This is a genomic window from Pseudomonas sp. MF6767 (assembly GCF_016405475.1).
Classification (GTDB): domain Bacteria; phylum Pseudomonadota; class Gammaproteobacteria; order Pseudomonadales; family Pseudomonadaceae; genus Aquipseudomonas; species Aquipseudomonas paracarnis.
Genome location: NZ_JAEKCY010000029.1, coordinates 52,776 through 65,897, shown reverse-complemented (window position 1 = coordinate 65,897; position 13,122 = coordinate 52,776). Strand labels below are relative to the sequence as shown.

Annotated in this window: 3 protein-coding genes and 1 pseudogene; all 4 read right to left on the bottom strand. The window is 56.8% G+C overall.

All coding sequences use genetic code 11. The annotated features are described in order from the left end of the window. Positions 1-831: pseudogene (locus JFT58_RS28140) on the bottom strand (toxin); the annotation flags it as partial. Positions 832-927: 96 nt separating this feature from the next. Next, positions 928-3,720: an RHS repeat protein gene (locus JFT58_RS28135; protein WP_169918747.1), complete on the bottom strand. Its 2,793-nt coding sequence runs from the start codon at positions 3,718-3,720 to the stop codon at positions 928-930. Further along, complete coding sequence (locus tag JFT58_RS28130) at positions 3,717-8,252, bottom strand: SpvB/TcaC N-terminal domain-containing protein (RefSeq protein WP_054899078.1); 4,536 nt, start codon at positions 8,250-8,252, stop codon at positions 3,717-3,719. Before JFT58_RS28130 ends, JFT58_RS28135 begins: the two co-directional genes overlap by 4 nt. An 11-nt stretch (positions 8,253-8,263) precedes the next feature. Then, complete coding sequence (locus tag JFT58_RS28125) at positions 8,264-13,090, bottom strand: neuraminidase-like domain-containing protein (protein WP_198834802.1); 4,827 nt, start codon at positions 13,088-13,090, stop codon at positions 8,264-8,266. Between the last annotated feature and the right edge of the window lie 32 nt (positions 13,091-13,122).

Sequence of the window (13,122 nt, the reverse complement as noted above, 5' to 3'; positions counted from 1 at the left end):
GTTGCCTGCCGTTTGCTGTTCTATCTGTCCTTGAGCGTTGTAGTGAATGTCATGTACCAGCCGCTGCGCGGCGGTCGCGTTTTTCAGCTGCAGCCAGGCCTCGCGCAATCGGCCGTCGATGGTGTGATTGAAACGCTGCCGATTACCCTGCGCATCGGTTTGCTCCAGCACATTGCCCACCGGGTTGAACTGCAAAGTACTGCGAGCACCGGCTGCTTGCTCAAGCAAATTATCCCGCTCATCGAAGGGCAGTGGCCAATCAGGCATATCCAGGCTTTGCAGATAACGCTGGGTTTGCGCTATCGGCTCGCCAGCTACCCCGTAGTAGTCGAAATGACGAGTACCGGCCGGGTCATCTTGGCGCACCACCCGCCCACATTGATTACGTTCAGCCGCAGTCGGCTCAGCCATCCCGTATGCAAAGCGCTCGGTGCAGGCTGAATTTTCAATAATCGCCACAGGTCGCAGTAGCGCATCGAATACTGCGCGGCGTTGACTACCGCGCCCATTCCAGAACTGCATACCCTGCCCAGCCTCACCGAACAGTTGAACATCCCAACCCGCATCGACGCTTTGAATCAACAATACTTGGCCGCCAAGCGAGTGAAGGATATTCAGGTTGGCAGGCACCTGCGGGTCGTCTTTTTGCACCGACTGCAGACGCGGGTCCCAGCGCGCTGTCGCTCTGCCTACCGCGTCATGCGCAGTGCGGTCGATGTGTGCCTGTGCCGCTTGGCCGGCAGTCGATCGTAAATACTTCACCGAGCGAACGGGTAGACTTCTCGGATCGGTAACAGTCAATGTGGGGGTATGGCTATTCAAGCTGAGCATGGCTGAGTCTCTCTACTTGAGGATTGCCGACATAAAATTCATTTCACACCGGCCATCTCCGTTCGAAGTTCGTGGTTAATAGCGCTCATGGGGATTTTATTTCCAAGAGTTTGCACTACCTACCTTAATGAAGCGTCTAAGCGGCATCTTTTCATTTCTACGATCATTAAAGCCCTGAACGTCGCCTCCCGACTCGACCAATATAGCCTGACGAACGATATCATTGGCCTCACTATCATATTCTCTTATGATCGAGCTAAACACCTTTGGACCTACCATCGAACTCATTAACTTTATTCGCTCAGGTGTTTCCAACTCGAGTATCCCGGCTCCGATGCGACCGTGACCATCCGTATACTCTTCAGACTTAACAACTTCTTTATAACGCACGACCATTTCTTTCTCGATATGCTTCAGTGTTTTGTTTCCAGCATGCGCGGCAAACGAGCTATTGTTTATCAGCACCGCATTTCTGGAGCCCCTATTTTCCCAAGGCACCCGAACAGGTGAGTTTGTGATTATTTCGTCGGGTCTTGCATAAAGCGTCGTGTCGCCCAGGCGCTCGTGCCCTTCACTCTCAGCACCGAGATACTGGTCATCGACATCGGAGTAGAGCCCTCCTTTCTTGCGAACCAAATAGGGCCGTAGCGTATCCACCGCAAACGCAAAGTTTTTTGGATCTCCCGACCTGAAGTCTTTATAAATAGCCCCCACTGGACTTTTTTTGAATTTCCTGAAGAGTTTCTCCTCTCTCAAATAGACAACATTATGAACTTTAAGATCCTGTAGGACATTCGCAAATGCATCCTCGTTACCTGACTCAAGATAAAGATGAACTTTATACCCGCTCGCCTGCTCGACAGTATTATTAATATTGCTGACATGCGCCGCCAACGCTTCCGCTGACTCGCCCACCCATATCAAGTGGATATCTTTATTCACCGGCTCGCGCTTCTCACCCACAGCGTCTCGATAACCAATGGGATTACCGCCTAGAAAGGCGAATACATTTAAACCATCACTGACACCCACGGGGTCCGGGTTAGTCCAGCGCTGAAACCTGGGCATGTAATAGCGCAGACCGTAATAATAAAGGCCGGTCGCATCCCGCTCCTTACCCGAATAACGCAACGTGCGATAACTCTGCTCGCTCGAGTCTCCCCTCTCAGTGAACGCCGTACTGCCAAACGGATGATAAGTCTCGCGGCTGATGATCCGCGCTTCACTGTCCAGCTCCAGCGAGCAGGACCCCAAATGATCGTTCAGGTTGTAGCGGTATTGATCATTGGCCAGTTGACGCGGCACCGCGCCCTCCCAGTGCAACACCTGCACCGTGGTGCGGCCGGCCTGGACGGTGACGACATACAGTTTTTCGTCATCAATCGTGCGGGTTTCCAGACCGGGTAAATAGCACGTCTCGCTGATCACCGTGCGGGCGTTGGTTTGTGCTGTGCGCACCTTGCGCTGGCGCATGCCGTCGGCACCGTAGACGTAGCGCTCGGTGTCATTGAGGCGCAACGTGCGCTCCACCATATGCACATGGCTCAGTTGGTTACGTGCATCCCAACTCAGTGTTCGGCACCGGTCCAACATCAACAGGTTGCCGCTGGCATCGAAGGCTTCGGCAATCTCCGCTTCGGTCGGTGGCCTCCCGCCCACCTCGGGCAGGCAGCGATTACTGTGCTTGGCCGCCGTCAACACACGCCCATGTTGCTGTGGGCCGTGGTGGATCAGCTCGAGCAAATTGCCGCCAGCGTCGTAGCGATAGGTTTGACGATAGTTAGCCACGGCAGCCGGATCCTCGAGATGAGCAGGCCCGCGATTAGCGCTGCCGGCCTCCCAGCCGGTGGCTTCGATCAACTGGTAAAGACTGTCGTAGGTATAGCGGTTGATCGGCTCGATGCGTTGATTGGCAAAGAAGCGCACCGGCAGGGCCTTGTCTTCAAGGCTAAGGATATTGCCCACCGGGTCATAGACGTAGTGCAAATCCTGTAGCGGTTCGTCGCTAGGCCCGGCAGCGCTCAGACGGTTCAATCGCCCGTCTTTCGGGCAGTAATCAAACCGACTGGTGACCTGGTTGCCTGCCGTTTGCTGTTCTATCTGTCCTTGAGCGTTGTAGTGAATGTCATGTACCAGCCGCTGCGCGGCGGTCGCGTTTTTCAGCTGCAGCCAGGCCTCGCGCAATCGGCCGTCGATGGTGTGAGTGAAACGCTGCCGATTACCCTGCGCATCGGTTTGCTCCAGCACATTGCCCACCGGGTTGAACTGCAAAGTACTGCGAGCACCGGCTGCTTGTTCAAGCAAATCATCTCTCTCATCAAGGGGCAGTGGCCAATCGGGCATATCCAGGCTTTGCAGAAAGTGTTGATGCTGTTCCAGCACCGCGCCGGTCAAGCCGAACTCATTGAAATGCTGCGTTCCAGCCGGGGTGTCGTGGCGGATCAACTGGCCGCATTGGTTGTGCGCGGCATAGTGCGGCGACGCATCGGCGTAGTGATGACGTTCGACGCACGCAGCTTGCTCGAACACCGCCACAGGCCTTAGCAAACTATCGTATTCAACCTGTCGCTCATTACCGCGAGCGTCCCACGCTTGCACCTGTTCAGCCGCCTGCGTGAACAGGCTGACACGCCATCCTGCATCAACGCTGTGGGAGCCCAGTACCTTGCTGCCGAGCGAGTAAACCTGCGTCAGGTTGGCCCGCTCCACCAAACGCGGGTCCCACTCGGCCACGACTCGGCCCGCACCGTCGAAGCCACTACGACTGCTCCTTGCCTGCGCCTGCTCCCGCCCACTCTCACGCCAATAGCGCACCGTGCGCACCGTCAGCCCGCGAGGGTCGCTCACACTCAGGCCTGGGGTCTGCCGGTGCAGCGCAAGGGCGGTCATTGCAATGTCTTCCCCCGGGCCTCTTTCATCGCCATCACCTCTTCATAGGTGTCGTTTTCATCCTCGTAAATGCTGTACCAAGGCCAGTAGGTATGACGTCGCAGGTAGTCCTCCTTGGCGAGGACGGTACGAGTAGGACGGCCCAACGGGTCATAGAATTGTCGGTCGCTGTAACCGTGTTGCCTGAAGCTGACATCGTTGATGTAGCGATGATGATCGGCAAAATAGGGCCTGTAGATGCGCACAATCAGCCCCTTGTTGTTGTACTCGACCCGCTCGCTGACCCGCCAGCGCTCAACATCCTGTACCGTCACCGGCCGACAATTGCCGTCAAGCGCCAACGAGCCATCTTCCTGTACATGGTAGGCATAACCGCGCTCGACCTTTTGCTTGCTCTGCAAGGCGCGACCGAAACCGTCCCAACAGCTCAAGGCGACGCGGATTTGTTTTTCCGGATCGAGCGGGTAGCGATCAGCCTGCAAGGTAACGGCGTGAACAGGCTCGCGGCGCACCTGAGGGATCAAGCTCAACAGGCGTTGTCGCGCGGGCGTCAATGCATCGGATGGCGAGAGCAAACGGGGCGACACACGAATATGCCCGCTGGGTAGCAGGTCGCCCTGCGCTACGCATTCGTCCAGCCATTGGCGATCCTGCAGGTCGGCGTCAGGCACTCGGCCCATCCAACTGAACGGGTCGGCAAAGTGCGCAGTGGCGGCATCCTGCAACGCCGCGGCCGGTGCATCAATGATTTGGCCAGGTGTGCCGCCGAGTGGAGGACGGTAGTCATCGAGCGACGCAAAGCCCACGGGTTGACCACGTTCGGTGCCGAAAAAACTGGTGGCGATCACCTGGCCGAATGCCCCGTAAAGCACCTCCTGAGTGTTTTGATTGGGGTCGATAATGCGCGCCGGTTGCAGCAAGCGATAGTCAATCGAATCCACACGCGTCTCACAGCCGTCAGGTAGGCGTACCCGAGTATTCAGGCAGCCATAGGGGTCGTAACTCAGATGGGTCACACCATGACTGCGGGTTTGCTGCACGGTGATGACGTTATAGAAACCCGCGAGGCCGGCGTAGGTATTGAAACCGCGCTTGACCGACCACAATGGCGCTTGCGCCCCGTCGATGGACGGCAGAACCAGGCGCATTTTGTGGTACCCGACCTCCAGGAGTTTTTGCTCCAGGTCAAACGGCATTTCACCCTCGTCATTGCGCAGCAAGTCGTACGCCTTGAGCGCTGCCTCATCCAGCTCGGCAATTTCCAACTCATCGGCCAAGGCCAGGAATATGGCCTCTCCATCCGGTAAGGGGTGAACCCCGGACAAGTCCCGGTAGCGCTGCACCGACTGCCCCACCAGTGTTCGCTGAGCTTGGGGATTCAAGGGGTTTGCGGCGGTTTGCGCGATAAAGGCTTCATAGCTGATCGCGTCGGGTTGCAAGCCGTTGGGACCAGAGCCCTTACCCAGCACCAGCGCGTTGTCACGTTGCTGAAAAGGCAGGGCCAGGCGCCAGCCCTGTGGGTGTGTCAGGTGAATAAACCGCGCCAGGCTTTCACTCAGGTAGTAAACCTGCTGCGCCGAATCATGGGCATCACACCACCAGCGTTTCTGCGGTGTGATTTCATTCGGGTCCACCTGGCAGGCCGGATCATCCTGGGCCGTCAGGCGCCGGGCATAACTGACCCTGACGCCATGGGTCAGGCTGCCAAAGGCATCCCAGCGCAGGTTGATCCCGTGCTGGCACTGCGGGTCATCGACCTGTTGCTCGTACTGGTAGGCGATCGACTCCAACGATAACGCCAGCATCACCTTGTAAGGTGCGAATTGACCGCCTACTGGCCGATCCAGCACGCGTACCAGGTAGCGGTTTTGCTCGACGCTATAGGGGACGTCGCCTGCGTTGCGCCCTCCATAGGTTTCCACACGCAATACCTGGCCTGCCAGTGCTTGGAGCATGCCAGGCAACTCATCGGCCTGGGGTACGACAAGTTCATCGACACCGTCGGCTTCGTGATAATGGCTAAGCAAGGTTGCTCCCAAGGGGTGAGCGGCCAGATCACCGTTGAAATACTCATCGCACGCTGGGTCGATCACTTGTCCGACATGAAACCAGGTCTTGCGCAATACCGGCTCACTGAAACCCGACTCCGGTGATGCCTCGGCAGCAGCGTCGGTATCAGTCGCCAGGAGCAGGGCAAAACCTCGAAACGTTCGTACCTGTCCGTCGTAAAAGCCTTTTCGATATTCGAACCGTTGCGTCAGCCGATTACCCGTGATTTCGTCACATTGAACCTGCTCACTCACCACCGGCACGGGGAAAGGTAAACGACACACGGCCGGTTGATTGCTCGCGAGCAATTGCTGCTTTTCATCCAGCCACTCCTGGGCCGAACTGCGATACTTCACGCTCGCGGCGGCGCCCTGGTTGTTATTGGTTGCACATAACAAATAGGGTTTGGCTGCGACAAAGTCATACCGCCAATGCATGGGCGACATATGCGGCACCGTCAACACCAGGCTGGAGCAGCCCAGCCCTTGCAGGTCAGCGGTACTCACCTGGCAAAATCTGTCATAGCGAACGTCTTTGGGCCAAGGAAGCTCGACGGCGTCGTCAAAGCCGTTGCCACAACGGTTCATGAACACCAGCGCGCACTCGGCTTTCAAGTAGACCAGGTCTGCGGCACCGGAGCCGTCCAGATCCGCGAGCAAGACCCGCGATGCATCGAACTCGTCATAAGCAAAACCCAGCGTGCTGAACCTGAACCCTTTACCAAAGCGGCCTCGCCCCAGGTTGGGCCAGCATTCAAGCCGGTCGTGGCGGATGCGGATCAGGTGCTGCTGGCCGCTGCCGAGCACGTCACTGAAGGCGACCAACTCGGTGGCGGCGTTACTGATCAACGGCAGATCATCCTCGCCTTCCTTGCGCTTAACCTGGGTGGCGGGGGCAAACCCCGCTTGCCGCTGGTTGGCATACAAACGTACGCTGCGCGGGCCGATCATCGCCAGATCAGACAAGCCGCCCCCCATCAGATTGGCCAATTGCCCCTGGGGATGAAAAAACTCGTGAGGGAAGGCATCCACGGTCGCGAAGTTCGACCAACTGCGGTCCGGGTTGCAGGTAAAAAAACCACACAGCCCAGGCTGGGCTACGACCCATTCAAGGCAGCCATCACCGGTGAGGTCGCTTAAAAACTGCCGGGGTGCTTGCAGGCGGTCGGCTATCGGAATCTCTGGCAACTCATGCCAATCGTCATAGGCCACTTCGTCGGGGTGGCTCGCCGCCTCGGCCCGCATAGGTGCGCGGTAGTAACAGGCTTTATCGTCAGAATACAAAATGCCCGGAAAACCTTCGCCGTACAGGTCGACAAATTGATAACGCTGACCGTCGTCAAGACCCGGCATTGTTTCAAATGGCTGATAGCGCCGTGGATCCGGTGCGAGCTCGAACGCGTTATAGATGAACTCCAACGGTGGCCGACTCTGTACCTTCCCCGCCCGGTCAATGGCTTGTTCATGGGCAGCATGCAGCAGGCTATAACCCAGTGGCGATGGCCGATATTCAAGCAGTAGTCGGCGCACCAGCACGGGCGCCGGCCCCATGTCTGGCTCATCGGGAAAGTAGTGGAACATCAGCACCTGCCGACACAGTTGCCGCGTCCTGAGCTCAAAACCATAGGCATAGCTGGAGAACGGATCGCTACGTCCAGGCCATGCCTGGGTGGCCTCATAAGGAGGAGCGGTCATGAGGGCAGTAGGACGCTCACCATGGTCGAACACCAGATGAAAATGCCATAGCACACCTTGCCCAGCCTCAACGCGCCACGCATACAGCTGGTCATCGGCGAGCGCATTGCCGTAAAGCACCTTGCTCAAGTAACGCTGGGCACCTGCGTGATCGTCTGCCTGATAATGGTAGACAATGTGCTCGCCATGCGGGTTGAGGCTTTCTTCGAGCAGCCACTCCCCCACACGCGCATCGACATCCGGGTCGGCACGTCGTGAAGCAGCGGTTTTGCCGTACAGGTGCAGATTGCCGTCCGCACTGTGAATCAGCCAGAACCCCCCCGGGTCGTCGGTATCGGACCAACGCTCGATCAGTGCAAATGCGCCTTCGGTGCGAGGCCAGTAGCGTACAACGGTGTAAGGCCCCACCGGCAAGCCGTTATAGGCCGTCTCGACCCTTGAAACCTCTGTACCCGTCATCGGGTTGCGTTCCGGCATCCAGGGCTCCCCATCCGGCCCCAGGATCACGTCTTCATCGGTATACGCCGGCACCCCTGTGGACGTTCGTCGAGTGATCGCATTGGGCGTCTTGCCCCAGCCTATTCCGAACGAGCTGTTGCCGTTGGTGCTGCTGTAACCCAGCGTCAGGTCCGGGGCAAAACCCCGCCCTGGGGAGATTGGCAAGGGCAACTCGAACGATGCACTACCGCTGATACCGACCGGTCCCAGGCCGTTGCCGATACTCTGGATGGCGCCACCGCCCTTGGGCAGGGACGGCGCGGCGATTTGCAGCGACTCGTCATGGTTCACTATGCCTCCTCCTAGCCAGCCTTGGCCGTGTAGTGCAGCTTAAGGATGATGTCGGTCAGCGATTCGAACAGGCGGTTCCGCGCCGCAACGTCAGTCGAGGTGAATTCCAACGCCCAGCTTGAAATAGCGCCCGTACCCTCAAAGGGCAAATAACGCTCATCGTCGAAACTGAAAGTGAACAGCCCATCGTCATCCACCCCGCCAGACAAAACGATTTGCTGGCTGGCCCGCAGGTTTTCCTTGAGGGTGTCGCCTATCTGCACGGCACTGTAGGTTTGGGTCAAGGTGGCGTGAATGTCTTCGTAGGGCCCCAGGACCACAGGCAACGACACGCTGATACGTTTGATCCGGCGCACGCTATGCCCAGGGTAATTGCTGTCGAACATGGGCTGCGTCAGCTGGAAATCGACGCGGCAGTTGTCTATCAGGCCAAGCTTGATGGTGTCCCAGTCCTGATTGATGGCGGAGGTCGGATCCTTGTCCTTGAGTTGGCGCAGGGACACCGTCTTGGTGATCTCCAGCCGTCGTTCATTGCGACTCAGGTACGCCGAATCCATTTTCAATAAGGACAACTTCAACGCCTCGCCGGCGCTCAAGCCTCGGTAGCTGTCCTTCCAGACGCCCGCCTGAATAAAGCGCGTGCTGAAGTCGGCGAGTTCAAATTGCCAACAGGCTTCGGCGGCCAGACACAGCGCCAAGGTGGCATCGTAGGCCTGGTAATAGAAGGTCGCGAACTGGCCGTTGAGCCATTGATAGAGTTGCGCATTGCTAAAACGGGTGCGCAGAAAATCATAGCTGGCCAACGCCTGATCCTGGGCAACGCGGGCCTGGTTCAATTGCAGGGTGGTGGCGCGGGCCTGTGCTTCAAGCACCTGCATTTGTGCCTCGATCTGGGCAATTTCCAGCGTGGCTTGGTCACGGGCTTGCATCCATTCCTGGTGGCGGCGGCGGAAGTTTTCAGCGCGGTCCGTCGCCTCCGCAATGGTATGGAGCATCGCCGCCCTGGCTGAAGAATAGGCACTGACCATTTCGGCGACGCCCTCCAGGCGCCATCCCCCGGAGGACGCTACGCCAACGGCACCATTAGTCAAACCCGCGTGAGCCCCGCCGCCGCCGCCAGCCGAATTGGGGGGGGCCTTCAGGCCACTGCCAACGGCATTGGCCACCTGACTGATGTTGTCCAACACCCGCCCTTCCAAGTGCAGCGCTGCAGCAGCTTTTTCACCGGCATTCACCACTTCATCGGCCAACTTACGGTAGAAATCCAGGCGTCCCTGAGCCAGTGCCTTACTCGCCTCCAGCGCTTTTTTCTGCTCAAGGTCGATCTTTTGTGCCTGCTGCTGCAGGTCCACCGCAAACTGGGCGAACTCCCAAGCCTGGTGGTATTGCAGCTCCTGCAGTTGCGCCTGTTCCTTGCGCTCGATCAATGACAACAACGTATTGCCAAATTGGATCAGGGTTTCCACAGCACTGCTGGCACGGTTGTGCATCACACTGTAGCGATAAGGTGGCACCTCCTGGGCCAACAACCGCGCGGCACCACCGGAGGCCGCGCCCTGACCGAACGCCGCCAGCAGATCGCGCGGGTTCAAGGGGGCGGCAAACAAGGGCAGCATCAGCGGCTTGCCGTCCAGCGTACGGTTGTTACGCAGGTTGTCCAGGCGCGCCTCGGCGGTATCCCAGTTCTGGACCAACTCACGGTTGAAGGGCAAGCGCAGGTATCTGTTATCCAGATCAAGCAGGGTAGGGTCGGGCGCGAAAGTGCGCAGGTACAGCGGCGGTTCGGCGAAGTGGTAGAGCGACTCGCCATCGTTGGCCGCGGCACTCTCTTCGCGTAGTTGGTCCTGCCGGATCAGGCGCTGTTCGAACTCGCGCAATTTTGAGTTGGTGGCGTCGCTCAGGGTTTTCAGGGGGATCGGTTGCCAATGGTCCACCACGTTGATATCAGGGCGCGGCCCCAGCAGGTCAAGCACGCGCACGTACCACAGCTTGGCCGCTACGAGGCTGTCGGGGGTCAGTTGCCGGTAGGCGGCGTCACCCCGGTCCAGCAGGTTCTTGATGTAGAACATGTAGATCGCCTTGCGATAGCGCACCGGATGACTACTGGCAATACCGTCCGGGTCGGCGGGTTTGCGCGACACGTAGTCCATTTCTACCGGGTCATCCATCAAAGGCCGTACGTTCCAGTAGGCCGGACGGCCCTTCTCGTCTTTTTTGCGCGAAGGGTCGAAGATAAAGCCCAGCCACTGTTCGGCGCCTTCGAAGTTTTGCTCCTGGTTCAGACGGTGGCTGACCATGAAAGGCAGGTGCAGGAACAACTCCCAGAAATACAAGCCGTTGGCACCGTGAAAATCCATCTGGTTAATGGCCGCTGGTGGATTGAGAGGGGGCTCTTCAAGGAGCTGAGTATCCCAGGACAGCAGGTTTTCCAGGGCGATATTGGCGCGGTTGATCAACTCGCGTGCAAACAATGTATTCATGCGGATTGGTTGGCGTGGAGCGGTGCCGGCATCGTTTAGCTTGATGCCAGAGTTGGTGAAATCGATGAATTCGGCGATGCCCAGAGTTGGGCTGGCACGGGTGTTGATGCGAGGGGCGATCAGCGGTGTGGTGACTTGCGCGACAAGCTCCAGTTCTACGTAGGTCATTTTCAGGGCATGCCCCAAGACCTGCCAGGTGGTACCGTTGAACACCTTGATACCATGGATAATCGGAATTTTTTTTGAGCCGATGGGCCAGGCTCCCGGCCAGTCAGGCAATAGGGTTTCAGGGTTAATGGGGAGCTTTAAAGTATGGGTGTCGGGTGGATTTATTACTGCGAATCCGCCGGAGTGCCAAAGTGACGCCGCGCCAGGGTTAGCTGCCATCGGATCACTCAGATTCAGAGGTCGCAGAATAACGTGCTGAAAAACATAAACAGGGGACTTTATAAACTCCTGGACCTCAGCGTTACGGACTCCAGCTGGCCCATTCATTACTACATATTTTAATTCTAAATCGGGGTGCATCATAAAATCACGCAACCGCACAGCAACCTTAGAAGCTATTGATATAAAACCATTTGCATCCGGCAGATCAAGAGTACAATAATCAACATTGTATGTATCACGCAAGAAATGAACCAACAACCCGCTTCCAATGTATCCATTAGTAGGAAAAAATAACAAACTAACCTTAAACCTCCCCCCACCACTAAACTGCGAACCACTCAACACTTGAATTCTAGAACCGCTCAAAAGCGTCTCATAGTCCGACATTTTCTTTTCGGGCAAAACCATTTCAAGCTTATATCTTTCTCGCGTCTCCGATTCAAAAGCCGGTATAGAAAACGTCGCATTAGGACGCATTGAGAATACAGCTGATATTTTAGATTTAAACAACACTTCCCCTGCAGACCTATCATAAGTAACATCATCTCCACGGGAAGGGCTAACAATCGAAACCTGCCTCTCTTCAAAATTCCAGTTATCCAGCTCTTGATGCGGCCGATGCGACTCGACACTTTTCAGCGCTATACTAAGCTCAGGCACTTTGAACTGAAACCGCCCTTTATTATCCTGAGCAAATAACCGTCCCGCCCTCAAGACATGGGGTGCCTTGATCTCCTTTCGAGTTCCGATACTGGGCACATACCCACGATTGGGAAACAGCGCCGTTACATTAAAGTTCTTATCGATCATCGCCGTTTTTAGAAACGCATATTGATCCGCCGCACCATCCGTTGCATTACCTGCGGTATACCCCATATACATCGCCACAAACATCGACTCCGGCATCGTCGAACTGTCGGCCACGGCAATGCTCTCAACCTGCTCCGCCAAGTCCATAGTCTTGAACAACGGTGACCCACTCCAGGCTTCAATGACGGTTTGCGGCATACTCCAACTGTCGTCGTACTTCTTGTAGACCATGTTCAAACGCAACATCGGGTTACTGTGTACTTTGATAACCGGTGAGCCCGGATCTGGCGGTATGGGGGTACCACCTGGGCGATAACCTTCTTCAACCGTCATCTGAGCAGGGTCGTTATCCACGCACTCCACCCACAATACAAACAGGCGGTTATTGAACAACACTGGCCTGATGGTGCGCTCAATCGCACTGGCCGAAATCGGCAAGTTAGCCTTGTGCCAGTCTGACCACGCCCCCGGCTGCGGATAATCGAACTTTGGCCGGTTGGGATCCGTGCCGTTGAGGTTCATGTAAGTACGCTGGGACATATCCACCGAGCGCCAGTAGTACACACTCTCGGCCCGGGACTTGCCGATAAAGTAATACATGCCATTCTTGAAATCAGTGGTATTGATGTATCCATTGATAATCGTCAGGTTGGCCACTTCCTCAAAGCTCGCCAGATAAGACAGCACCGCTTCCTGAGTGGTGTCGATCTCGATCTTGTTCTGATTGAGGTCGTTTTCCAGTTGCTGGAAATACTTGGATTTGGTCAGGCGCAACGAGGGGTCGATATACAGTTCCGGGTAATAGCTCAACTGCTGGTTGGCCGCCCAGATGGGGTATTGGCAGTCGATCTCGCGCCACTGCCTGATCAGGTGATCTTCCATCACCTTGGTTTCATAGCCCGGCTCCATGCCCATCAGCGCGGCATTGATGTATTGCTGAATACTGGCGATGGCCGAGGCCACCGGGCTGGTGGGCACGGCCTGGCTGACCTGCACATCCAGCAGCTTGTATTGGTAGAGGTCGTTGGCGGTCTTGATTTTGTCGCTCAACTGGGCGTCGACAAACTCCGCTGCGTTCGGTACCACCTCATCCAGATAGTAGGCAACCAGGGCATCGCGCAGGGTTTCGTTGAGCTGGCTATCGATTGAGCTGGACATGCTCGCTCCTTATTCATCGTAAAAGTGCGCAG

What these genes read in the sequence shown, in the direction of transcription:
- JFT58_RS28135 (WP_169918747.1), bottom strand. Translation starts at nt 3,720, where the DNA reads ATGACCGCCCTTGCGCTGCACCGGCAGACCCCAGGCCTGAGTGTGAGC.
- JFT58_RS28125 (WP_198834802.1), bottom strand. Translation starts at nt 13,090, where the DNA reads ATGTCCAGCTCAATCGATAGCCAGCTCAACGAAACCCTGCGCGATGCC.